General features: G+C 33.2%; 19 protein-coding genes and 3 pseudogenes. 4 read left to right on the forward strand and 18 right to left on the reverse strand.

The genetic code is table 11. The features are described 5' to 3' along the window. Positions 1–38: 38 nt before the first annotated feature. Positions 39–638 (reverse strand): TetR/AcrR family transcriptional regulator, encoded by a 600-nt coding sequence (locus tag COJ46_RS21555; RefSeq protein ID WP_097977160.1) that lies wholly within the window; start codon positions 636–638, stop codon positions 39–41. A gap of 186 nt (positions 639–824) precedes the next feature. Between COJ46_RS21555 and COJ46_RS21560 the strand changes: the two genes are divergently transcribed. Beyond that, positions 825–1,265, forward strand: coding sequence for a PaaI family thioesterase (locus COJ46_RS21560; protein WP_097977158.1), 441 nt, complete (start codon positions 825–827; stop codon positions 1,263–1,265). Between the two features lie 651 nt (positions 1,266–1,916). On the opposite strand, the pseudogene COJ46_RS21565 reads toward COJ46_RS21560, so the two are convergent. The 6 genes and pseudogenes from COJ46_RS21565 to COJ46_RS21580 form a co-directional block, all read right to left on the reverse strand. Next, a pseudogene (locus COJ46_RS21565) lies at positions 1,917–3,234 on the reverse strand (IS110 family RNA-guided transposase). Between the two features lie 609 nt (positions 3,235–3,843). Next, complete coding sequence (locus COJ46_RS24670) at positions 3,844–4,014, reverse strand: hypothetical protein (protein WP_176522579.1); 171 nt, start codon at positions 4,012–4,014, stop codon at positions 3,844–3,846. Positions 4,015–4,282: 268 nt separating this feature from the next. Next, a complete protein-coding gene (locus tag COJ46_RS24795) occupies positions 4,283–4,456 on the reverse strand; it encodes a hypothetical protein (protein WP_176522578.1) in 174 nt (57 codons plus the stop codon). 90 nt (positions 4,457–4,546) lie between these two features. Next, positions 4,547–4,913 (reverse strand): annotated as a pseudogene (locus COJ46_RS25130) (acetoacetate decarboxylase family protein); the annotation flags it as partial. After that, positions 4,894–5,868 (reverse strand): 3-hydroxyacyl-CoA dehydrogenase NAD-binding domain-containing protein, encoded by a 975-nt coding sequence (locus COJ46_RS21575; protein WP_097977156.1) that lies wholly within the window; start codon positions 5,866–5,868, stop codon positions 4,894–4,896. The pseudogene COJ46_RS25130 and the gene COJ46_RS21575, both read right to left, overlap by 20 nt. 659 nt (positions 5,869–6,527) lie before the next feature. Continuing rightward, positions 6,528–7,640: an NADH:flavin oxidoreductase gene (locus COJ46_RS21580; protein WP_098566272.1), complete on the reverse strand. Its 1,113-nt coding sequence runs from the start codon at positions 7,638–7,640 to the stop codon at positions 6,528–6,530. Between the two features lie 642 nt (positions 7,641–8,282). Here COJ46_RS21580 and COJ46_RS21585 point away from each other — a divergent pair. Further along, a complete protein-coding gene (locus COJ46_RS21585; RefSeq protein ID WP_097977154.1) occupies positions 8,283–8,471 on the forward strand; it encodes a DUF1510 family protein in 189 nt (62 codons plus the stop codon). Positions 8,472–8,691: 220 nt separating this feature from the next. Here the strand turns inward: COJ46_RS21585 and COJ46_RS21590 are convergent, their stop codons facing one another. From COJ46_RS21590 to COJ46_RS21600, 3 genes are all read right to left on the reverse strand, one after another. Continuing rightward, positions 8,692–9,525 (reverse strand): MBL fold metallo-hydrolase, encoded by an 834-nt coding sequence (locus COJ46_RS21590; RefSeq protein ID WP_097977152.1) that lies wholly within the window; start codon positions 9,523–9,525, stop codon positions 8,692–8,694. A gap of 223 nt (positions 9,526–9,748) precedes the next feature. Then, the gene (locus COJ46_RS21595; protein WP_097977151.1) at positions 9,749–10,672 is read right to left on the reverse strand and encodes a LysR family transcriptional regulator; all 924 of its coding nucleotides are present in this window, start codon (positions 10,670–10,672) and stop codon (positions 9,749–9,751) included. 265 nt (positions 10,673–10,937) lie between these two features. After that, positions 10,938–12,158 (reverse strand): MFS transporter, encoded by a 1,221-nt coding sequence (locus COJ46_RS21600; RefSeq protein WP_286133589.1) that lies wholly within the window; start codon positions 12,156–12,158, stop codon positions 10,938–10,940. A 218-nt stretch (positions 12,159–12,376) separates the two neighbouring features. On the opposite strand from COJ46_RS21600, the gene COJ46_RS21605 reads away from it, so the two are divergent. After that, a complete protein-coding gene (locus COJ46_RS21605; RefSeq protein ID WP_098566273.1) occupies positions 12,377–13,291 on the forward strand; it encodes a LysR family transcriptional regulator in 915 nt (304 codons plus the stop codon). Positions 13,292–13,763: 472 nt separating this feature from the next. On the opposite strand, the gene COJ46_RS21610 is transcribed toward COJ46_RS21605, so the two are convergent. From COJ46_RS21610 to COJ46_RS21625, 4 genes are read right to left on the reverse strand one after another with little or no spacing between them, the layout of a single operon-like run. Continuing rightward, positions 13,764–13,967, reverse strand: a complete 204-nt coding sequence (locus tag COJ46_RS21610; protein WP_097977145.1) for a hypothetical protein — start codon at positions 13,965–13,967, stop codon at positions 13,764–13,766. 51 nt (positions 13,968–14,018) lie between these two features. Beyond that, positions 14,019–15,122, reverse strand: a complete 1,104-nt coding sequence (locus COJ46_RS21615; RefSeq protein ID WP_097977143.1) for a GerAB/ArcD/ProY family transporter — start codon at positions 15,120–15,122, stop codon at positions 14,019–14,021. A 20-nt stretch (positions 15,123–15,142) separates the two neighbouring features. After that, positions 15,143–16,255 (reverse strand): Ger(x)C family spore germination protein, encoded by a 1,113-nt coding sequence (locus tag COJ46_RS21620; protein ID WP_176522577.1) that lies wholly within the window; start codon positions 16,253–16,255, stop codon positions 15,143–15,145. Then, positions 16,242–17,756, reverse strand: a complete 1,515-nt coding sequence (locus COJ46_RS21625) for a spore germination protein (protein WP_097977139.1) — start codon at positions 17,754–17,756, stop codon at positions 16,242–16,244. The genes COJ46_RS21620 and COJ46_RS21625 overlap by 14 nt, the downstream gene beginning before the upstream one ends. Positions 17,757–18,107: 351 nt before the next feature. Between COJ46_RS21625 and COJ46_RS25135 the strand changes: the two are divergent. After that, positions 18,108–18,360 (forward strand): annotated as a pseudogene (locus COJ46_RS25135) (HAD family hydrolase). A 103-nt stretch (positions 18,361–18,463) separates the two neighbouring features. Here COJ46_RS25135 and COJ46_RS21635 read toward each other — a convergent pair. The 4 genes from COJ46_RS21635 to COJ46_RS21650 all read right to left on the reverse strand — a co-directional run bounded on the left by COJ46_RS21635 (position 18,464) and on the right by COJ46_RS21650 (position 24,245). Further along, positions 18,464–19,792, reverse strand: a complete 1,329-nt coding sequence (locus tag COJ46_RS21635; protein WP_098566274.1) for a glycosyl hydrolase family 18 protein — start codon at positions 19,790–19,792, stop codon at positions 18,464–18,466. Between the two features lie 413 nt (positions 19,793–20,205). Continuing rightward, on the reverse strand, positions 20,206–21,561 hold the full coding sequence (locus COJ46_RS25140; protein ID WP_176522576.1) for a L,D-transpeptidase family protein: 1,356 nt from the start codon (positions 21,559–21,561) through the stop codon (positions 20,206–20,208). 577 nt (positions 21,562–22,138) lie between these two features. After that, complete coding sequence (fumC, locus tag COJ46_RS21645; RefSeq protein WP_098566275.1) at positions 22,139–23,515, reverse strand: class II fumarate hydratase; 1,377 nt, start codon at positions 23,513–23,515, stop codon at positions 22,139–22,141. Positions 23,516–23,846: 331 nt separating this feature from the next. Continuing rightward, complete coding sequence (locus COJ46_RS21650) at positions 23,847–24,245, reverse strand: DoxX family protein (protein WP_097977134.1); 399 nt, start codon at positions 24,243–24,245, stop codon at positions 23,847–23,849. Positions 24,246–24,583 lie beyond the last annotated feature (338 nt).

The following is a 24,583-nucleotide window of genomic DNA, read 5'->3' on the forward strand; positions in this document are numbered from 1 at the left end:
TTTCTTGTTGGCTATCGCTTTTTCTTTCTCCAGATCTTTTAATTATTCGTCGTTTCAAGTTTAATAAGATAATCTCTTAAAAAGCCAATAGAGCGGTTTATATAAATGGTATCATAATATAACTTTGTCATCATTAGAGATCCTTCAATTGTGGATATAAATATAGTTGTAAAAGTTTCAGAATCTATCGTAGGGATAATTTCTCCGTTTTTTATCCCATTTCGAACTATTCGAAGGATCATTGAATATAAATCATTCATGGCCATTACTGTCGCCTCCCGTAAATCGGGATGTGCATCATCTGACTCTATCGCTGCATTTAAAATCGGACACCCTCCAGGAATGGGCTTACCATCTACTAAAAACAAAAAAACATCAAGAATAGCATTCAGCTTATCAATAGTTGAATTTTGGTTTTCAATTGCATTTTGAAAAGTAATGGACATGGTATTAATTGAGTAAGAAAATGCATCCAATGAAAGTTCTGCTTTATTTTTAAAGTGATTATATATTCCTCCTTTTTCCATCCCTGTTTTTTCCATGATAGTAGTAATAGGAGTACTCATATAACCTTTTGTATTTAATAGTCCAGAGGCTTTTTCAATAATCATCTGCTTAGTTCGTTCGCCTTTACGCATATTTTAGTCCTCTTTTCTGAATGATTTTTCAAACTAAATGGTCTGTTATATTTAGTATAACTCTATAAGGCTTCAAAATGACATTATTTTTATCTGAATATTTTAAATTATATTGACAAATCACATCAATTAAAATATATAATAAAAACAGACCGTTTTGTATATTTTTAATGAGAGGGTGTTAATATGAGTAAAAAAGTTTTAGACATGCAAAAAATTATGAATGGCGAGGTTCCACCGCCGCCTATTGCAAGGTTAATTGGTGCGGAACTTGTAAATGTCGAAGAAGGAAAAGCAGTTTTTGAATTACAATGTGATACAGAAAAACATGCAAATCCTATGGGAACAATCCACGGTGGGATTTTATGCGATATTGCAGATATGGCGATGGGTGTAGCCTTTGCGAGTACATTAGAAACTAATGAATCCTTTACAACCGTAGAACTTAAAATTAACTATTTAAAACCCGTCTGGAACGAAAAAATTATAGCAAAAGGCGAGGTAATGAAAAGAGGAAATACTATAGGCTTAATTAAGTGTGATGTTTTTGATGAAGGAGGTTCCTTAGTCGCCCATGCTTTAAGCACTTGTATGATTCTTCGAGGAGAAAAATCAACAGGTAGATAGGAGTATAATTTTAGCATAGAAATTAATGGTGTTAAGATGTATAAGTTATATGATATATAGTGATTTAGATTCTTACCTTAATAAAAAGAGGGAATTTCATTCCCTCTTTTTTACATATTAATTCGATATTAATATAACTTTTTCATCACAATAGATGACAACATGAACACGATTTTGATTGCAAATGAACAACCAAATCACAATTGTAGCTGTTTAGTTTCTTTAATTGTGACTCTTGCTCTAAACAAAAAAATATGCAGTTCTTAGATTATTTAAATTATATTTACATCGTTACAAATCTCTTATCGGGCTAAAAGCTCAAGTTTAAGAAAATTGGCGACTTGTACTCTAATGTTTCGCTCTTAACTTTACTAGAGTTTACTTCATCTGAATTTGTGTTAAAACAGGTGAAGATCAACTAGCTAAACGAATTGCATCTTTATGTACTAATTGTTCTAAACAATGGACAAACGAAAGAGCAAAGCTTTTAATTACTGTGGCTGTGAAAAATCCGTTTCAAGTCAATCTTTATAGGAGCCTTAAAAGCCGCAATTAGCGACTCGTGATCTAGTTGAACTAAACCAGCTAATAGTTGTCAATATTTTTCAATAAAAATTTTATAAAACACATGTTATACTAAAAATAGACATGTCAAATAACCTTCCATCTGTTATGATTTGGAAGGTTTTGTATTTCTTGCTTTATTTTTACATTTAAGCCTATATCTTGGAAAGTCGTATTGGTTTTTAATAGGGCATAAATCCAGTGTAAAAGCTTATTTACACAAGCTATAACGGATACTTTATAAGGTTTTCCTTCACTACGTTTTTTGTCGTAAAACTCACGTAATCTCTTATTTCTTGGGATGATTTCATTGGTCGTTTTCTTTTTACGACTATCTCGAATGGCGCATTTAACAGCCATAAACAAGGCATGCCTTAGTCTACTAGATCCACGTTTTGTAATACGGTTTTAAGTCGCTGTAAATCTACCTGACTCAAAGGCGCTTGGATCAACTCCCGCGAAAGCCACAAGTTTTTTAGGGTGATTAAACCGATCGATTTCTCCGATTTCTGAAAGAATCGTGGCGGCGATTTTTTCTCCAATACCGGGAATCGTTTGGATAATCTTATATTCTTCAATTTCTTTCACAAGGGCATCTATTTCAAGCTTTAATTTCGATAGATGCTCTTTGTATTGAAGGACCAACTTAATGTGCATTTCCATCGTTATGACGAGACTTTGATATAAGTTTGTTTGAAATCGATTTTTTGTTGCGGCTGCTATTAAATCTTTTGCTTTTGTTCTTGCCCAAGATTTTGAACGACTATTACAATAGAATTTGATCCTCTCAGAAAGTAAGCCTTCTCCTGCCTTAAGAACGTCATTTGACGTTGGAAACTCTAGTAAAGTGAGAAGAGAAACAATCGAGTAAAGGTCTCCAAATACACTAGTGTATTCAGGAAACACTTGATCAAGTATTGTTTGGAACTGTAATTTTGTTTTAGAACTCATTCCTGTAATACTATCGTGTTGACGAGTTAAATTCCGAAGATTTAGAAGCTGAATTCCTCGTTTTTTATATGGTTCTAGCTCTTCTTTGTAATACAACTCGCACAGGTGATAGGAATCAATCGCGTCAGTTTTAACTTTTCGCAAACTCGTGCTTTTCGCTCGATAAGAAATTAATGGATTAACGACAATATATAAATAATTATGTTCTTCTAAAAAATGAAGAATGGGTGAGTGATAGTGACCTGTTGACTCTAAGACAATCGCAGGTTTTGTTTAGTTAGTATCTCAATTTCATAGTTAGTATCTCAATTTCTAATAAAAAATGATGTAACTGTTCAAATCCATCGAGTGTATGAGTAATTTTAAAACTGCGTTTATAAGGATGCCCCTTATCTAAAAATGCTTGAACTTGACTTTCACCTTTGGCAATATCCAGACCAACTACTGGATTCATAAATGATCTCCTCCTCAAATAAATTCACCGGTAACCCCTCGTTCTTTTTGTAGTTTCATAGGTTCGCTTGTTATACGAGATCTAAGTCCCAACCAGCCCAAATCATGCTTCTACAAATAGGGGGCGAACTGTTTAGTTGACGGGGTCAAAGCCCCACGCATGCAACGTTCTACCCCGGCTACCATAATAATAAAACCATATGAAAAATGGTCAACCAGTAAAAACTGGATGACCTTATAATACGAACGCATGCTTTAGTTGAATACCCCTTACTTTTTATAATAAATAATACCTCCAATTTCTAATAAATTTCACTCAGATATTTTTTTAACGACATAAAATAGTTTATTATTAATATCGTTACGAATATTAGAGAAATCATTAGAAAAAAATCCAATTACTTTCAACAGAGTTACTATCTTTAGCATCATTGACCTCCGAGAAAAGGTTATATAGGAAAATAACTTCCATATCATTTATATATAAAATAATTCAGCCATAATACCCTTTTATCCTTACTGAACCAAACTGCCAGTTAGAAAAATAAAAATAGACTGCAAAGCAGTCTACCGTTGTTCAATTAAAGCAACAGTTAATTGTATGAGGTTATTACATTGACGGTACAATTTCACCCATTATTCCTCCTGATAATAACGAACTAACGGAAAAGCGATTGAGGTATTTCATTCGCCTTTCATCATATGTCTTTTCATCATCAGTTCCAAATCCATATCCATCTCTAATAAGCGAATTGATTGGTGGAATCGTTTTCTGTAACAATTTTCCACATACCGTCTTCTAAAACAGTCGTAACAAAGAAAAGTTAACTCCATTTAGTTGGTACTGATTCTCTTTGTTTACTTTGTAATCAACTCCAACATAAAATACTCTCGGATTCTTAAATTTCTCTATATATCACGTTGGTAAATATTGCGAAGCATACGAATACGGTACCTCTTTCAGATACTTTATCTTTGCTTTCTGGATCCCAAAGAATCCATTTTTCTCTTTTTGATTTTGCTTATTTTTAATAAATCCAAGCAAATCTTCATTTTTCACCCACAGATTTGGAATCGCATACCAATTCTGATGGTCGATTGCTTGAAGGAAATTCTTTCACAACTTTACTTGGTTGGTTCTTTTTTTCAGTATGAACAAGCTTCGCGAAGCTTATAAGCAGGCATATTGAAAAAAGTATCACGTAACCCTTACCTCTTTGCACGGATTTACCTCCGATTCTATTTTAAAGGTAGCATTCCTCACTAAGTTTAGGTTAAATCCCTTAGGATATGTGACGCTGAAACTACTTTCAATACAAGCAAAGTGCACCCAATTTTAATGCAGTAAGTTCACGTCCCCTTGCAATAGCTGGGAAATTGTCTACGTACATAGAATGTACAAAATCTCCTTCTTCACCGATGAAACTAAAGGGATTACTTGTCTTGTCTCTGTATAGGCATCAAGTCCAGAAACATCGGGCATCCACATCACTTCGAATTTCACTATAGGTTCAGTAATTTCAAGAGGTTCTGGCACTGACGCCGTAAAGCTTTATCATCCGTTCGGTATATAATATTAAGATACTCACGGTTAACAAATTTATATGTTGGCACGGGGTAAGCAGGTGCTGTTAATGGTTTATTGCAATTTTTTGCTATGTTATTTACATCGATTCTCATTTAATGAACGAAGGATACTTATTTGTCGTTGATCACGCTCTATTTCAAGATCATCGACCGATGTATCGCCAAAAGAAGAAATAGACAATTCGGATAATGATTGAGTCATAGCCTCATTTAAATGTGGCTTACCAAGATTATCCCAAAGTGAATCCATTCCTGGTCCTAGATGTTTTAGGAAAGCAGGGAATCCTCCTTTTCCACCCCCTAAATGGAAAGTCAAAAACGGTCCACCTGCTGCCCATCGAAGACCAATCGAACTTGTTACAATTTCATCAAGATCCTTCATCGAAACAACGCCTTCTGACACTAAATAGATAGCCTCACGAAATAATGCTGATTGAAGACGATTAGCAACAAATCCAGCTATTTCTTTCTTCAATACAAGTGGATTCTTCCCTAACTCTTTATAAAAAGCAACAGCTTGCTCGACTGTATTTGGTGCCGTATTGGTTCCAGGTACAACCTCAACGAGTGGGACAAGATGCGGCGGATTAAAAGGATGTCCAATCAACATACGTTCAGGATGTACCATGTTTTTAGAAATATCACTTGCTTTTAACCCAGAAGAAGATGACAATAATAAAGCATCCTTATTTACAAATTTTTCAATCTGAGTATATAACTCTTGTTTGATTTCGATCCGTTCAGGACCGTTTTCTTGTACCAATGCAGCACCTTCCAATGCACGTTCAAGGTCCTTCTCAATAATAAGTCTGTCTGTAAGACCTTCCGTTGGGAGTCCAAGTTCACGTAACGACGGGATAATCTGTACTATCCCGTTATGCACAACGTCCTCTAAATCAGATCGAACATCATTCACTCTTACCTCCAATCCTTTCGCAAGGAAATATGCTGTCCATGATATTCCAATAAGACCAGCTCCAATCACTGTCACTGGATTGAATTTACGAAGATTTTCTGGTAATTGAGGTGAATTAGTTTGAGTGCTCATGCCAAGTCATTCCTTTCTTTTTTAGGGTCTAATTTGAGAATGCTTTAAAAATAAATAGAATTTCCGTTGATACTATTGTTTACGTGTTTATACTACCCCTGTCTTCACATTTAATCCAATTCATAGTATAAGCGAAATAAAGACAAGTTTAAAAAAAGGGGACATTGATTTAGGAATAGCAGGTCATTCTATTCTAGTTGGTCTGTTATCCATTTTTTAAATTCATTTATTAAAAAAGTTAAACTTAAAATATTTTGCTTGTAGTTTTTTCTAAAATTTTTTTCTGTTTCGCCCACAAACAAAAACCCTATCCTATTCTTTAATTTACTCTCAGTAGGGTATTTGTTAAATATCGATTCAATCCCTCAAAACTGTTTGGGATTAGTTCCCAAATATCTTTATTAATTTCACTCATACCCCATAAACTATAATTTTTATATTTCTTTTCAATACATTTAGAAAAGATATGTAAAAGTCTCATCTGTAAAATATAGGCAAAGTCATAACAATGTGAGATGGTAAAACTCCAATAGCAGATGCTTTAAATAATTTATAAGAATTCTTTTCTCATAAGAGTTTATAAAATTTTCAAAAAAAGACAGCTATCATTTTTAGCAACCTGCCTGTTTTTTATCAAAGTGAATAGTAACTCCTTGTATTTATTTCAAAATATTTAAAGCTTCCTTCGTAAATGAACGCAGTTCTTCGGTGTTACCTTCACGAATTTTTGCTACCCAAGCCGGATCTGCTAGTAGTGCTCGTCCAACGGCCACAAGATCAAACTCTTCTCGCTCAAGACGGTCGATCAAATTATCGATATCTGCCGGTTGTCCACCCTTACCTTCCGTGAATAAGTTCATGATCTCAGAATCCAAACCAACTGATCCGACTGTAATTGCTGGTTTACCTGTAATTTTACGAGCCCAGCCTGCTAGGTTAAGGTCTGATTCCTCGAACTCTGGCTTCCAGAATCTTCGTGTAGAAGCATGGAAAATATCTACACCAGCCTCAGAAAGCGGTTGAAGGAAAATTTTCAATTCATCGGGAGTCTTTGCTAGTTTGAAATTATAGTCGGTAACTTTCCATTGAGAAAATCGGAAAATAATAGTGAAGTTAGGACCGACAGCGTGACGCACGGCTTTGATTACGTCTACAGCAAAACGTGTGCGACTAACTAGATCACCACCATATTCATCTGTACGCTTATTGGTTACGTCCCAGAAGAACTGGTCTATAAGGTATCCATGAGCGCCATGTATTTCCACTGCATCAAAGCCAAGTTTCTTAGCATTAGAGGCAGCATTTGCGTAAGCTTGAATAAGTTCTTGAATCTCTTCGACGTTTAATGGTTCAGATACCTTTTCACCAGTTAAACTGATACCTGATGGACCGATTGGATTGACATCTGAATCAGGAAAATTTTTCTTTTCGCGCGCCATACCAGTGTGCCAAATCTGTGGAGCAATTTTCCCTCCAGCCTCATGTACTTTCTTAACAACTTGCGCCCATCCGTTTAGAGCTTCTTCACCATAAAAATGTGGAACACCAGGTTCTGCTCCAGCTGCAGGATGCTCAATTAGAGTACCTTCAGTGATAATTAAACCAACTCCGTTCTCAGCTCGTCGTCGATAATATTCAGCAACATTGGAACCTGGAATCCCATTCGGTGAAAACTTGCGGGTCATTGGTGCCATAACAAATCGATTTTCAAGCTTCAATTCTCCAATTTCAAATGAGGTAAATAATGGTTCAACAGATTTTGTTGATTTCATAAAATTCTCTCCTTTTTAAACTAATAAAAATAATCAAAAGTAGTCTCTGCAAGGAGTAGGAGACTTATTCTAACTACAATTTTTATTGGATTTAGTTTAAATTCATTTTGTAAAATATTGAAGTCCTTTTAAACAACGAACAATATATAAATAGTTATAACAGATAAAAAAATTCCTTTTTCTATCAATTCACTTTCCTCCAAAATCTCAAATAAAAATTAGCCTCCAATATTTATTGTAAACATTCCTAATTCAACTAATCTGCCATTTAGCCACTCATGCAGCGCAAGCGCTGCACCACAGAGAATGAAAATTGTTACCGTGTCTACACAATGTTTAATGGCTGGCGAGGAAGGTCTTTGCACTATGGTGCCTTAGAGCCCATGATTTAGTCTGACTCCGACGACCACTGTGTACCACCGACTGTCGCGCTAGCCTCATTTTTATTAACTAAGAAAGGAAGGTTTTTGTTTTCCGATTTTCTAAACTGAATACGATCACCTAAAAGGCTCAGCCTTTTTTTAAAAAAGTTATTTATGAGTTTATTTTTGAATGCCCTTTTTTGGTTTTATGGAGAATTTAATTTTCATGGGAGTACATTAAAAAAGTTGCCATTGGCAACTTATAATCTTTAACTAACACATGCGTAGTTCAATATGGACTTATAAAACTTATAAATTAACTGTATGGTTTTTAGGGAGCGACAAAAGCAACCAAGGCGGATCAGTCGGGACTGTATCAGCAAAAGCAAAAGGCTCGCAAAAATATCGTGTGTATCTACAATGGGATGGCTTAGGCTATATTGCAACAAAAGTTGAACCTGCTTCATAAAGGTAAATAAGATGTACCTAAGGGACATCCTCAGGCTGTCGAGAAATACTCGACAGCCTATTTTAAGTCATTTATTCATTGGGATAATCGTTTTATGCTAGTATATTTGCTGGATTAATCACATTTGTCGGGGTTATTTTAGCCATATTCATTATTAAAAATTACTAATACCTTATCAACATAAATTAAAAGGATCTGTCCAATAAGCCCTCAATATCTTTTAAAATAAATCAGGTTTACGTACATTATTTTCATTTATTATCGATGTTACAATGTGTAGTGAATCCCATTCTCCGTCTGAAAATTTTATAATTGGGTATTTTTTTGGAAATAGCTTATTACGGATAACTTCAACTGAATCCCCTTCTTTTTGTAAAGTTAATACTTTATGCTTAATAGATAATAAATAGTCTCGTTTTCGTTCAAGCGCTGCGCGACCATCTTCTACAAATCCTACATGGTTGCAAAATACATCTTGAAAATCATAAGTTAAAACTTTCTCTAATGAATGAATAATTGTAGGGATACTTTCTTCTGCTAATACGACTTTTGTCCGGTCACTTACAAATAAATCTCCCGTAAATAATTGACCTGTTTCCTGATTTAATAAAGCTTTATGATCAAAAGCATGACCAGGTGTATCGATTACTTTCCATGTCGCATTTCTGGATGTAAACGTTTCAGGCATAGCCTTAGCATGAAACGGCTTTCTTCTCCCCCAAAAGAGTTGCCTATATAAAGGATAATCTGCACATCGTGCGCAATAATCAATTGTTTTTTCACTTAAATATATTGGTAGATTCTTAGTTTTTTCAATATAAGCAGCACAACCTGAATGATCTTCATGAGAATGAGTTATCATTACTTGATCAAAATCTGCTTGGTCAATAAAAGATTCGAAATATCTATGTAAGGACTGCGATCCAGTATCAATTAATACACCATCCACTAAATAACTGTAAACATTTAATGAAACACTTTGAAATTTAACTTCTCCATTCAAGTATGAGACGCCATTTTTCTCTCCTAAGTATGATTTTTTCTTTAAAAACATCACCATTCATCTCCTTATCTCCTTACTGTTAAACCAATAATCATTTTCAAATAATTATCTTTAGTAACGGTATATTTAATACGTATAAACCCCCAACTACAGTTACCTCCATTCGTTTTATTTTTTAAAATATTCTGCATTTTAACTTTATCACAAAATGAATTACCATTCATTCTTTTATTGGACTAAACTGCCAAATACTCAAATAATTTTGTATAAGCTTTCAGGAATTTATTAATGAATATTCAATATTTCCTACATAAAGACTATTCTCATTCACATGTGAAAGCAAAATGTCCATAAAATTCCTAGCTGCAGTTCCAATATACTTTTCTTTGTGATGTACAATAGCAATTTCCTTACAAATAACAGGATTAACTAATTTAATTACTTTAACTGATTGAGGATTCTCAAAAGCGAGAAGAGAATTAGGAAGTATGGTAGCTCCAACACCTGCTTTCACAATATTCAAAATAGATTGAACATCCGTTAATTCTATGATTGGCTGGATGACAAATCCCTTAGAAGTAGCGGCATCATCAAATAATTTTCGGCAATTGTGGTTCTTCGGACTTAAAACAAGTGGAATGTCCTTGATCTCTTCAAATTCAACAATATCTCTTTTAGCCAAATGATGGTCAATATGAACTACTAAAGAAAATTCTTCATTATATAAAGGTATATTTGTTAACAGTTCTTTTTCATAAGCTTGGTGTGTCAAAGCTATATCGATTTCATTTTGAATAACTCTATCTTCAATATTAGCTAACTTAATAATCTTCATTTGTAAATAGGGGTACATTCTGTGAAGCTCTAAGAATACTACAGATGCCAGCTGACTTAACTCCCCAGACATTGCTCCAACAATAAGTTTTCCTCTTTTTACTTTTTGAAGCTCTCCAATTTGTTCATAGATAAATTTTATATTAGAAAATATTTTATCGGATTCTTCTTTTAGAATTTTTCCCCCTTCAGTAATGGCAATTTTTTTACCTAAGCGATCAAATAAACGAACTCCTAATTTATCTTCAAGGGCTCTCATTTGACGGCTTAAAGCAGGTTGTGATATTCCTAATTTTTCTGCTGCTCTTGTAAAATGTAATTCATCACATATAGCCAAAAAATATTCTATTTCCCTTAATTCCATTAATTTAACTCCTCATAAGTTTTTTGTTTTATGTATTAGATTTTATAAATACTTCTAGAATAAAGTGAAACAAACATTAAATGAAAATATTTAACAGGTTGGTTCAATAACTTATGAAAGAAACCTGAAGAAAAGAATCCTTGGAAGATGGTACTCCCTTCTTTGGATTTTGTGGACATTTCTGAAGTATATGAACGCTACTGTTTCTTTCTTTTCTTGAATGTAAAGGTATATTTCTGCCAGAAACAGTGAAAACTTTACGTCTTTACAATTTAGCCTTAACAGATAAATCTTGCTTATTTGGTAAATTCAGTTGGGAAGGGATTTGTAAAGATACCACACTCGCCAAAAGTAATAATAAGGTGGTGATACTATAGGAAACTAGATGTGTGCCAAAATGCTCATAGCTCCACCCGCCTAGAAAGGAGCCAATTGCTCCACCTATTTGATGAATGAAATATGCCCAACCATATAAAATACCCATCCATCTCACACCATAGATATCTCCCAGAATCGCAGAAGAAAGTGCCATACTTCCTGCCCATACCAACCCTCCGATTCCAGCTACCATATATAACTGCCATGGGGCGGTCACCAAAACTAGACCTAAGAAACCTAATCCACGGACAAAATAAATCACACTCAGTATTTTTCCACGAGGAATTCGATCTGAAAGAGAACCCAAGAACAGCTTACTAATCATTGCAACAACACCAATCATCCCGACCCCAAACGAAGCGGTGACATTAGAAAAATGATGATCTGTCAACATTGGTATACCATGAGATCCAAGTAGATTCATACTGACGCCGCAGACAAACAGCCCAAAAGATATTTGCCAAAACGGACGTGTCTTAAGGGCTTTAGTCCAAGAGGAAAAAACGAGCGGTTCTTGTTTTTTATTACCGGATGCGTCCCACAGGTTTCCTGGCAACGCATCACTTCCCTCGGGCACTTCATCGCGGATGACAATAATGGCTGAAGGGACAGCGATAAGGATAAAGATACCTGCGAGCAGCATTAAGGTGTTGCGCCACCCGACAAGATTAATAAACAATGTAAAAATGGGAGTCATGATGGCAATCCCAGCCATGGAGCCAGTTGACAAGTAAAACAACGCTTTTCCTCTTTGCCGTGTAAACCATCTGCTGACTACAGGAGAGACTGTCACAGGACTGGTAAAAGATAATCCCAGTGAAAGCAACACGCCATAAGCAATCGTAAAACTTAGTAAGCCATGAGAAAAATACGTCCAAATAATAGATGACACGACCAATCCCACACCAATCAGCAGAACAATTCGCGTTCCAAACCAATCCAACAATCGCCCTGCTAACGGCATACCAATGCCGTAGACCAACATGCCGATTGCAATAATGACTGAGAGCGTGGTTCTATCCATTCCTAAATCATTCAAAATTGGTTTTACAAATGGACCAATGCCTAATCTTGTCCCTACTGTTAATAACGTGAGAATTGTGCACACTGCTACAATGTTCCAGCCAAAGTACCATCTTCCTTATGATTGATTACTACTCACTTTTTCTCCTTCTTTCCATATTTTTTATGATGAAAATAATTAACTATTCCCTCTTTTCTCTATCTTAAAAATTATAATATGGCTTGATTGATAAGAAAAATATATATATGGTATATTAACTATAATAATTACTTATATCTTGATTTTAGGTGGTCATTTAATGTATGGAGCTTAGACAACTAACTTACTTCGTAGAGGTAGCAAGACTTAAAAATTATACAAGAGCGGCTGAACGGTTAAAGATAGCACAACCGGCGCTCTCGCAACAGATAGGTAATTTGGAACAGGAGCTCGGCGTTAAGCTCTTTAAACGAACCGGGCGGGGAGTAACGCTAACAGAGTATGGGGAGCAATTTTATATTGGTGCTGAAAAGACCTTAGCAGAGGCGCAAAGAGCGAAAGACTCAGTCAAAGAGTTTATAAATTACCCTCACGGCAAAATTATCGTAGGAGCGCTAGAATCTTTAGTACAAACTAGGTTGCCGAGTTTGCTGGTAGCGTTCGGGAAAGAGTACCCTGCGATTAAAGTTTTTTTAAGGGAGAATACTACTGAATTGATGCTAAAGGGTCTTCAAAAGGGAGAATTAGATGTCGCAATGGGTCACTCATTGGATTTTAAATACTCACCGAATTTGGTAAAGTTAGTAGCGCAGACGGGGATTTGCTCAAAACCTTTATATCAAGATGAATTGGTTCTAGTTGTCGCGAAAGGACATCCACTGGAGAAGAGAAAAACAATTTCAATCGGAGAACTTAAGGAAGAATCATTCGTATTCTTTAAGGAAGGGTCCGGAATTCGTTCACAACTACTTGCAACGTGCATTAGTGAAGGTTTCGAGCCGCATATCGCCTACGAGTGCGCCTCACCACGAACATTGGTGACAAAGGAGCTAGGCATTTCGATACTTCCACGTTTGATGGCGGAGTCTCCGGGACCAACAGTTTCTATTTTATCCTTGGACCCTCCTCTTTCACGTTGGGTTTCTATCTTTTACCTTGAAGGACGCTATCTCTCGCCGTGTACTAAGGTTTTTTTGCGTTTTGTGGAAAAATACCTCGTTTCCGATATCGAATGCTAAGAATAGTGGTTACTGTAATACGTAAAATACAATCTTAAATCTGAACTGTTCATTTTCAATTTCGTAATAGATGTTGTACGTACACATCTTTATAGTTGTCACTAACATAGTTCTGTAAATGATATTATCCCCTTATAGTAGATACTAAAAAAAGCCCATCCGATAATAAGGATAGGTAATCTACTATTTGGGAATTTATTTTGTCTAAAAACGAAATGATTCTTCATTTTTCCATCGATTTTTTCTCGAGGAGATAGTGACCCTCTTTTGCAAGCGAACTATTTGGTGTTTGATGTGAATCAATCGAAGCAATATAGTTATCCGAACTAATACTCATTGATGATAAGTTATGAATGTGTAGCAAAACATCGTAATGCACCTAATGAATTGCATGATAGTAAGTTTTCCCTATTATTATGCAATCGTTTAGGTACGGGAAAAAATTACTCGTTTTAATCAGTAATCCTTCTACCTATACTTCGAACCCAACAAGTACCACTTTCTTTCCAATTTCTTTGGCCAAATGAGCGAACATCAATCTTAAATCAGTAAACGATTGTCCATTTTTCGTTTCCCCTTGAATGAGTTTGTAATGCCCCTCGATCAATAATTTTTGTTCAAATGGATTAATGATTAAATATTTGTAATCATTAAATTTATTAATTATATTGAACATAGCTTATATCCTTTTGTTAAATAACTTTTCATTTTATATAACAAACTAATTTCACCCTAACCTATCGGCTTTTTTAAAAGCTTGAAAGACCATATAAATAATAAACAAAATTGGTATATAAAAATAAAGAAAACTAGAAGTGACATATGTCATGAAAGTCCCTATTTTCTCCACATCCAATTTACTTTTGACACTGATCACCATGAAATAAACAATTAATATTGTGAACCATAAAGACTTTCTAGTTTTAAATTTAAACGATTCTTTTAAAATTCGGAACGCTCCCCACAATGCCATACAACAAGGAGGAAGAATTACTAAGAGCCATAAAAAAATATAAACATATTCAAATCTTTCTATAAATGGATAGCGAATAATTTTTGACATCATAAGGGTTGGCCAAGTTATATGTTTAAGTTGTCCATGACTAAAGTAAGCAAATGAAACGAATGTAACAAATAAGTATAAAATGATTGTATACGCTTGAGAAATATGTGCCCATTTTTGAGATTTTTGATTATTTTTAATAAATGGGAAGTAAATTAGCAAAAACTCAGGTCCAGAGTACATCAGAATACAATTTTTTGCTGAAACATAATAGTCACTTATACTATGATTAAAAACTGGTAATAAATTCGTCCAATATGCATATTTTAATGGAAAGTAAAATGTTAACAATAAGAGAGAAGGAATGATTACTCCCCAAAAACAGATTCCTGTAATGACTCTAAATCCTCCAATGACCAAATATGTGATAACAAATAGCATAATAAGTGATAATAACCAAATTGGAAAATATGGAAAAACCCAAGTAATAAGAACTGCTATATAGGACCTAATGATCGTTGTAATGACTAAAAGTATGTAAACATAAAAAAAAGTATTTAATATATTTCCTATCCATTTCCCAAATAATTGTTGGTGTAAAGACATAATATCTCCATTATTCGATTTCTTTAACAAGTAAAACATTAACCAAATAATGATATGAAAAGATATACCCACTATTAAAACCGAAACCCATGCATCTTGTCCGGCTCCTTTTACTATTTCATTTTGAAAATTCAGCAAGCCAACACCTGTTTGGGTACTATGAATAAGAAATAATAAAAAAAAGGGAGATACTGTCAGACTTTCTTTTAATTGTTTACTCATAGACGGATCTCCTTCACTTTTTACTCGCCAATCCCGGATTGAAATAATACAACTTTTACATTCACATCAAAATCAATAGTTGGATACACCTTTTCATAAAATTCCTTTTCGTTCCATTTTTTCGAATGTGCTCGTGCTAAATCACCTATACCTAAAGGATCGACTTGATGTTTTTGAAAGGTTAAAAATAGTTTTTCAAAATCTTCTTTCATCTGTTTTTCTAATTGATTATTTAAAAATAGATTATTTTTTCTTTTCATTAAATCTAGCCAAATTGGATAATCTTTTACCATCCCATTTAGAGTAATATCAAATTTCACTTTTGTTTTTGTCTTATTAGTTTTAATTAATCTTTTTTCATCCCCATTTAAAATCGTTAATATTGCAGAATCATTTTTCTTCCCCTTCTGAATATTAAATTCTGTTTGCCCTCTAATTACTCTTCCTCTTAATATTTTATACAGTAAGCTTTCTTTTGGATTTAAGATAAGAGCAAGTTTGTCCTTCTTAAATACAGCTAGCCCGTTTACTTCAATATTCTTGTTTTGATTTATCTTAATATATGGTATTGAAGCATCTCTACCTTCTCCATAGTAATCAAATAAAAAACTATGAAAAGTTGGAAGCGGTACAAATTGGTTCTTAAAATTTTGTTCAATTAATTTATAGATATAGTTGCTGTCTTTCTCTTTGTTTTTCATTAATAAATCTCCTGCTGGTTCTTCTGAAACAGCCAATAGTGCATTGCTTCCAATCAATGGATCCCTACAAACAGCCTTAATAAAATACGACACCCCATTTTCTGCTAGATCTTTTCCGAAAATTAGAAGGTTCAACTTCCCAATTTCTATCGGTTTTGGGGATTGTTCATTTAAAGCTTGTTTAATTAATAGTGATTTCTTACCACTCCCCTGTAGGATCGAGCTCCCTTTGTTTGATACATCGGTAAAATCAGAATAAAGTGCCGTTCCAACAAAATGATCATCAACCTTATCAAAACCGTATACTGATAGAATTTGTACTTCATCAATAATTTTTTGCCGAGGAAAAGAGCAGCCTGATAGTAACAAGGTTAGTAGAAAAAAAGCACAAAAAGAGCATTTATTTTTTAGATTTATCCTATTCATCTTCATTATTACGATCATCCTTAACTTGATTAGGATTATATCTTTTAAGTGATAGAGGTCTTAAAAATCTACTGCGAGTGTTTGTAAATTGATATGATGACCGAATAAAACTATCGCCAAAGCTTTTTATTCTAAAAGGATATAAAGGAACCATATACGGATTTCCTAAGGATTTAAGCTTTAATAAATGCCCTAGCAGAAGAACAAATCCTATTATAATTCCAAAACCGCCCATAAATGCTGCAAGTAAAATGAGTGGAAACCGCAAAAGACGAATGGCATTTGACATTTTAAATATAGGTGTTGTGAAAGAAGCTAGTGCAGACAGTGATACAATGATAAGTAAAATATTGCTTGTTAATGCAGCTTGGACAGATGCCTGTCCGATTACAATCCCACCTACAATACCAAGTGTCTGTCCAATTTTTGTAGGTAAGCGAGCTCCTGCCTCTCTCAACAGTTCAATTGTAGTTTCCAAAAAAATGGCTTCCCATATCGGGGGAAATGGAACATGAGCTCTTGAACTAATGAGAGGTTGCAATAAATCATCAGGTAAAACTTCATAATGGTACGTTAAAATTGCTACATATATTGGTGTAGCAAACAATGAGAAAATAACACTCATTATACGAATGATTCGAAAAAATGATCCTAGTACCCAGTTTAGATAATAATCTTCAGGTGATATGAAAAAATCCAATATAGTGGTTGGTCCTGTAATAATGTAAGGCGATCCATTCGATAGGATAGCAACTTGCCCATTAACCATTGCATATACAACCCGATCAGTCCGTTCAGTAGATAAAAAAATAGGAAAAGGCGTATTTGAGTTATCTGAAATAATCTGGTCAATAAGGGAATTATCAAAAATAACGTCAAAGTCGATGTTTTCCAAACGTTGACGAACTGTTTGTACGTATTCTGGATTCGTAATTCCATCCAAATATGCAATAACTACTTCTGTTTTAGACATTGAACCTATTTTGATTTCCTCAAAAACTAACTCTGGTACAGCTAAGTGTTTTCGAAGTAGATGAAGATTTGTACTTAGATTTTCAACAAATCCAACTTTTGGACCAATAACACTAAATTCATTTTCTGTATCATTATTCTCGCGATAACCAAGATTTGTATTTTCTACGCTTATCGTCAAAAAACGTTTGAAATACTTTAATTCAATAATAACGTATCCTTTTATTAATCTTTCTTCGATATCTAGTGGGTCATTTGTAAATTGGACATCCTCAAAAGGAATCGACTTCTTCACATCATTTATCGTACTAATTTTCTTAATATTCTCTTGCAATGCCGGGAGTAAAAGGTTATTTATTTTTTCTCCATCTACCATACTTTTAAAGTAACTAATAGTTAGATCCTGCTCTTTAGATAATGAAAATTGGTGAAAATCGCTCGATTTAGCAGCCTGTTGAAATATGGATGTTATTGACTTTGTTTCTTTCTCGGACTCTTGACTATTTAAAATTCGTTCATTAGATTTGAAACGCATTTTGACCACCCAATCGAGTTTGTTTACTTATTTCTAAGTATTAAATCTAATCTTCCTAGAATTTCCATCTTATTTTCTATTTTATTTTTTCGTTCTTTCCAATTTATATACAATAAAAGTATTCAATTAAGATTACACTTAATTCTCTAATGCATCCTTCCAATGTTTTTAACTCTGAATTCGATCTATAAAAACAGTTCTTTTAGACAACAAATTACTTTATAAATATAGTGTTCGAACAGACGAACACTATATTGAATTATCTGCTTTGTTTAAAAAGGAAGCTGAAATCATGTTGCTCCAAATGTTTCAAAATGGTCTGCTAGTATAAAACTACTTCGTGCATATCGAATTAATCCAAATGAAGTTGTAGCTATAGGAGACGGACCAAATGATATTGAAATGCTTCGTCAAGTTGGGTGTGGCTATAGGGAACGCTACCGATGAAGTTAAAGCAGCATCTGACTTTGTAACTGGACATCATGAAAATGATGGATTAGCTGAATTTATAGAACATTATCACCTAAATCAAAAGAAACATTGCGATTTAGTGTTTTTTGAAAATGTAATTCTAAAAAGTTTGGTGAATAGGCGTAAATCCTAAAACAGCAAAAAGGCTCAGAAAAAAATCTGTGCCTTTTTACTTTGGTGTAGAATTTTATTAAATTGTTATTTTCTAAATATTTATCATCAATTAAATAAACATTTTATTGAATCCAAAATTCATTTAATAATATTTCTTCTGTTTGTGGCATTGTGATCCCTATATGCCAGCACCCCAATCCAGCTAATTTATATTCTTTAACTAAATGAAATTTTGCAAGTAAACTTCGAGGGTCTTCAAACCATACCTCATGCTGTGTTCCTTTTTTATCTATATATCGAAACGCTGGTGCTGATGCGTCTCGATCATAGTAAACTTGGCTTTCATTTTTCTTATACATATTTATCGCGTTTTGTGTAGAAATCGCGCTCCCTGTTCGGATATCACCTGTTAATGGCCAATCATATGCATATTGAGGAATTCCAAGTAATAATTTGGACCTTGGAACAACATTTACAGCATATTTTAAAGAATTTCTCACATTTTGTATGGGTGCTATAGGACCGGATGCACTGCCCGACCAATGCCAGTTATACGCCATTATAAACATCTTATCTACATATTTTCCAATTGTTTTATAATCATAAGCACTATAGTAACTTGGATTATTTTCCGCATCTTTTGGGGGCATAGCTATTAGTAGTTCCATTTTAGACCGATGCAACTTAAAAGATAATTCTTTTATAAATTGATTAAGATCTATTCGGTCATCTGGTTTAACCATTTCTAAATCCAAATTGATTCCTTTAAGATCATTTCGATCTAATAATGTATAGATATTTGAAATTAATTTTTTTCGTAAGATTTTATTACTTATAATATTATGTAATAAATTTGGATCAAAACCTTTATCGCTAATATTAGTAAGGGTCGCATAAGGTGTTATACCTTTTTTCCAAGCTTGTTTAATCGCACCATTTTCTTTTACTTTTATCAAATTTCCTTGTTTAGTTGAATGATATTCAAAAATAAAAATACTTGTTAACGTTTTTTTATAATGCTCCAGCATCCAATTATTCGTTTTTTTACTTTTAGGTATAAAATAAGTCCCTGCCCATACTTTCTTTTTTGAAATTGACGGAATAAATAATTTTTGCCCAGGAATTATATTGTCATTTCTTAACTTATTTTTGGATTTTAACAGGTTAACACTAATCGAATGTCTATAAGCAATATCCCATAACGTTTCATTTCCTCTCACATAGTACGTTGAACCTGGGATGATCATTGCTTGGCCGATCACTAATTTATCATTTTTTTCAAGTCCATTTAAATGAGCAACTGTTTTTACATTTAGTTTGTACTGTGCAGATATTTTATTTAAACTATCACCGGGTTTAACTTCATATATTACTGTTGCAAATGATGTAATGGATGGAAGTAAGAATAACAATAAAAAAGTTAAAAATATGATTACAAATCTTCTATGCATGTATACCACCTTAAGGTCTTTAGAGTATAGGATAAAGATAAATTTCCATTTTTATCATTTGCTTAATTTGAAAATTTTACTTAATGCATTGGATCTATTTTAAAATAATCTTATCTTGAGAATACTGTCTTTATTCGAAAGCATTAAGGTAATGTAGAACTTAAATTGCTTCAACCTCTAGTTAGGAAGAAATGACCTGTATAAAATTAATACAAAAAAATCAGGCCTAGTGATAAGGAATTCCATCTCCCAATTGTTCAAGATTCATTAAAACAGTTGATTGAATTTCTCCGACAGTTTGTATAAGTAAATGGTAAAATCTGAAGAATAATGGGTTCTCTTTAAATGGAAAACATAAAATAAAAGGATGTCTATTAGTCAAAAAAATTGACTATGAGACATCCTTTTTTTACTTACGCGATCGAAATACCATAAGAACTGGCTATTTTACCATTCGAATTGGAAGAATTAGCAATAATGACAGTTGTTCCTACATTAACTTGCTCAAAAAGCCATTGGATTTCACTGTTATGCATTCGAACACAACCTGAACTTACTGATTGTCCAATGGAACTTTCTTTATTATTTCCATGGATTCCATATGCAGCACCAACACTTAATCCTAGCCAGCGGTTACCAAGTGGATTCCTAGGATCGCCTCCACGAATATTTCCCTTGTACCATGGGCGGTTCTTCACTTTGTTTGAGATTACAAATTTTCCAGTAGGTGTAGGTGTTGATGACTTACCTGTTGCAACAGTAAAAGTTTTAACAAGGTTACCATTACGATAAAAAGTTAGTTTATTCGTCTTTGTATTGATAATCAATAATTGGCCAGCTGATAACGTTGAGTTATTTTTAACTGTACTTACTACTGGTGAAATATAATGTGATACGCGCAATGTAAATGGTTTACTTTGATTATTACTTTGATCCAAAACGATTACCTTGAGAATTGAATTCGCTTTTTGTTTACCAATTTTAACAGTGAACTTTCCAGTTGAGCTAACTGTATTATTACCGATAAGATTGTCATTCATAAATACTTTTACAGTTGCAAAAGGCTCAGATATTCCGGTTACATTCTGTGATTGATCAGTTATAGTAGACAGCGAAGTAATGGATGGTGCAATCGAATCTTTTACAATTAAAGAAATAGGTTTACTTTTTATTCCTTCACTAACCCCAATGATGCTTATTTTAGTAAATTCTTTCAATGGTTTTATAGCATTATTAAATTCACCTTTATCATTTGTTTTCACGGTATTAAAGAAAAGAGAATCTTTATAAATTTCTACTTCACTATTTGGAAGAAATTCCCCTTTAAGCGTTGTTGATTGATTTGTTACTTGTTCAATTGTTGGAATCGGTAAATCTATAATTGTGAAATTTATTTTTTTATCAGAGATTACTAGATTTTGATGATTAAATTTAATGGAATCAAGTTTATATTCTCCTTGTGCAAATGAACTTGTAATCTTCATTTTTCCAGAAAAAGAGTTCTTAGATGTTTTTATTAAAGAAATAACTTTTCGATTCGTACCATTTGAAAATGTTAATGAAACTTCTTCACCGCTTTTTTTCGTTTTTATAGTGATCTCAATCGTTTGACCATAGGTAGCTTTTGTTGTGTTTAAGTTCAAATGATCTATATAATTCGAGAACTCATTATTGTTAAAATTAAACTTAAATGTAGTGGCATTCGCTTTCGGTATGAGGATGAGGATTACTAATATTCCCAGAAGTATCAATATAATTTTATTAGGCATTGGCTCTCTCCCTATTTATATTAAATAACTTAACTAAAAGCCTTGAAGATTTCAAAATTCATTTTTGTTAAGTATTTGTAACGTTACATTTCAGCAATTTCTATTTTTCATGGATCACACTCCTGAAAACTTATATATGTATCATAGTTTTTAAATGTTTCATTTTTAGTCATAGGTTGTTTCAAAGTTGTAAACATTTCGTTTGTTGAATTAACAAGATAAATAAATTAAAAAATAAAAAAGCCAAGAAAAATTTCTTGGCTTTTTTATTAACCTATCTTTTGGGGGGGATATGTAAAAAAGAAAACAGTATTAATACTTTTTTCTTTTTACAAGTTACTTACGATAAATGGTATAGTGATTACTGTTATTAACATTAAAATCCAATTGTGTTTTTTTAGTTTATCTTCAAATTTTTGCATCTCTTCTGCTGAAATTGTTTTAATGGGCTTCAATTAAACCGCCTTCTTTCTGTTTAAGTAATAATTAAGGATAAAGTGATTATAATCTATTGATGTGAACTTAATGTGAATTTTACGATGAATTTTTTTGATTCTATTATATAATCAAAATCTGACTAAATCATGTTTTCAGGTCTAACAATTCGATCGAATTCTTCTTCCGATAAATAACCCGTTTTTAATGCAGCTTCTTTAAGTGTCAAATTTTCGTTAAATGCTAACTTCGCAATTGTTGCTGCTTTTTCATAACCAATATGAGGATTTAATGCGGTTACGAGCATAAGTGATCGATTTAGATTTTGTTCAATCACTTCTATATTTGCTTCTATGCCTTTTGCACAGTGATCGTCAAATGAACTGATTGCGTCTGAAAGTAATCTAACTGATTGCAGAAAATTATAAATAATGACTGGTTTAAACACATTCAATTCGAAGTTTCCTTGACTAGCAGCAAAACCTATTGTAGTATCATTTCCCATAATTTGTGTTACAACCATTGTCAGTGCTTCGGATTGGGTTGGATTTACTTTCCCTGGCATGATTGAACTTCCTGGTTCGTTTGATGGAATGGTAATTTCACCTATACCACTTCTAGGACCGCTTGCCATCCAACGGACATCATTCGCTATTTTCATTAAATCTGCCGCTAATGCTTTTAAAGCACCATGAGCATAAACAATCTCATCATGACTTGTTAATGCTTGGAATTTATTTTCAGCAGAAATAAAATGTAGTCCAGTTAACGAACTAATTTCTTCAGCCATCATCCTTCCAAAACTCGGATCCGCATTGATTCCAGTACCAACAGCAGTCCCACCGATAGCTAATTCAGCAATAAATTTCATACTATCTACTAGCATTTCTTCATTTTTTTCAAGCATTCGATGCCAACCACTTATCTCTTGACCAAGCGTTATTGGTGTTGCATCTTGCAAATGTGTTCGGCCAATTTTTATAATCTGTTTAAATTTATTCATCTTTTCATTTAATGTCATTTTTAAATTTATTAACGCAGGGAGTAGTTGCTCATTTACTGCAAGAGAACTTGAAATATGCATTGCTGTTGGAAATGTATCATTCGAACTTTGAGACATATTGACATCATCATTTGGATGAATTCTTTTATTGTTTCCTTTTTCTGCTAAGAACTCATTCCCACGATGAGCGATTACTTCATTAACATTCATATTTGTTTGTGTACCACTTCCTGTTTGCCAAACAACAAGTGGAAAGTGATTGTCAAGTTTACCATTTAATATTTCATCCACAGCACCAATGATTGCATCTGCTTTTTCACTATCTAATTTTCCTAGTTTTTTATTGGTAATCGCTGCACTTTTTTTAATTAATGCCAAAGCATAAATTAATTGAATAGGCATTTTTTCAGTACCGATTTTAAAGTTCTCATAACTTCGCTGCGTTTGAGCTCCCCAAAGTTTATTTACGGGTACTTTTATCTCACCAATTGAATCTTTTTCAATTCGATAATCCAATTTTTTTGCCTCCTAGATTTTAATTACTAAATCATATGTGAATAGATGGAATCAAAGTAATCATTTTGACATTAGAATCAGTAAAGTTAAGTTTGTTTATGTATCATTGGAACTTTGTCAAAAATTTTTTCTAAACGAGTAGTCCATTTATATTTTATATTCACATCAATATTTAAAATAAAAGTAAGCTAATCGAACAAGTCTCGATTAGCTTACTTTTAATTGACTTACATTTTCTATTATTTCTTTTTTTTATGATCAGATTCATTATTTAACAGCACATTTAAACTAATTAGAATTTACTTGTAAAATCATTTTTTAAAGTAATCATTTAGAATAAGAATGCATCTAACGCATATTTACCAGGTCCAATTAAAGCTATACCAATAGCAACTGAAAGCAATGTTAAGTTGTATTCATATCCATTAGCCGTTGCCCATAATCCATTTGGTCCATGAACTTTAATAATTGCCATCACCATTGTACCCGCAATCATAATTCCTGCAAGTGGTGTTAATAGCCCTAGTGTAAACAAAATTCCCCCAATCAATTCTGCTAACCCTGCGAAAAGTGCAATAGTTACACCTGGTTTCATGCCGATTGATTCAAACCATCCACCTGTTCCTTTCAATCCATGACCACCGAACGAGCCAAATAATTTTTGAGCTCCATGACCTACAAAAAGTAAACCGATTACTAAACGAATAATTAATAAACCAATATTTAACATCTTTAAATCCTCCTAATTATTTTTTACCTTTATTTCGAGATAATCTTACAAAAAAAATATTGAATTGAATTATTTTTACACAGTATTCCAAAATCATTTTAGTGCTTATATTCATCTTAAACTTCTTTATATTAGTGCTTTAATAGTATAACGAAAGGTTTTGAATTCATTCTCCATATTTTCACCTCCAAATTATTTCTAATTAAAATATCTCGAACTCGAGATAATAATAGTATGAATAGGCTAAGTTGTCAATATACCCTAAATAAAATTTTTTGTACAAGTTTAGAGTATACATTACAGGTTCTTTGTAAAAATTTTTTGAATAAATCAATAAT

The sequence above is a fragment of the Bacillus sp. AFS077874 genome, from assembly GCF_002566505.1.
Classification (GTDB): domain Bacteria; phylum Bacillota; class Bacilli; order Bacillales; family Bacillaceae_G; genus Gottfriedia.

What these genes read in the sequence shown, in the direction of transcription:
- COJ46_RS21560 (WP_097977158.1), top strand. Translation starts at nt 825, where the DNA reads ATGAGTAAAAAAGTTTTAGACATGCAAAAAATTATGAATGGCGAGGTT.
- COJ46_RS21605 (WP_098566273.1), top strand. Translation starts at nt 12,377, where the DNA reads ATGGAGCTTAGACAACTAACTTACTTCGTAGAGGTAGCAAGACTTAAA.
- COJ46_RS21555 (WP_097977160.1), bottom strand. Translation starts at nt 638, where the DNA reads ATGCGTAAAGGCGAACGAACTAAGCAGATGATTATTGAAAAAGCCTCT.
- COJ46_RS21595 (WP_097977151.1), bottom strand. Translation starts at nt 10,672, where the DNA reads ATGGAATTAAGGGAAATAGAATATTTTTTGGCTATATGTGATGAATTA.
- COJ46_RS21615 (WP_097977143.1), bottom strand. Translation starts at nt 15,122, where the DNA reads ATGAGTAAACAATTAAAAGAAAGTCTGACAGTATCTCCCTTTTTTTTA.
- COJ46_RS21590 (WP_097977152.1), bottom strand. Translation starts at nt 9,525, where the DNA reads ATGTTTTTAAAGAAAAAATCATACTTAGGAGAGAAAAATGGCGTCTCA.
- COJ46_RS25140 (WP_176522576.1), bottom strand. Translation starts at nt 21,561, where the DNA reads ATGCCTAATAAAATTATATTGATACTTCTGGGAATATTAGTAATCCTC.
- COJ46_RS21610 (WP_097977145.1), bottom strand. Translation starts at nt 13,967, where the DNA reads ATGTTCAATATAATTAATAAATTTAATGATTACAAATATTTAATCATT.
- COJ46_RS21625 (WP_097977139.1), bottom strand. Translation starts at nt 17,756, where the DNA reads ATGCGTTTCAAATCTAATGAACGAATTTTAAATAGTCAAGAGTCCGAG.
- COJ46_RS21635 (WP_098566274.1), bottom strand. Translation starts at nt 19,792, where the DNA reads ATGCATAGAAGATTTGTAATCATATTTTTAACTTTTTTATTGTTATTC.
- COJ46_RS21575 (WP_097977156.1), bottom strand. Translation starts at nt 5,868, where the DNA reads ATGAGCACTCAAACTAATTCACCTCAATTACCAGAAAATCTTCGTAAA.
- COJ46_RS21585 (WP_097977154.1), top strand. Translation starts at nt 8,283, where the DNA reads ATGCGTAGTTCAATATGGACTTATAAAACTTATAAATTAACTGTATGG.
- COJ46_RS21620 (WP_176522577.1), bottom strand. Translation starts at nt 16,255, where the DNA reads ATGAAGATGAATAGGATAAATCTAAAAAATAAATGCTCTTTTTGTGCT.
- COJ46_RS21580 (WP_098566272.1), bottom strand. Translation starts at nt 7,640, where the DNA reads ATGAAATCAACAAAATCTGTTGAACCATTATTTACCTCATTTGAAATT.
- COJ46_RS21650 (WP_097977134.1), bottom strand. Translation starts at nt 24,245, where the DNA reads ATGTTAAATATTGGTTTATTAATTATTCGTTTAGTAATCGGTTTACTT.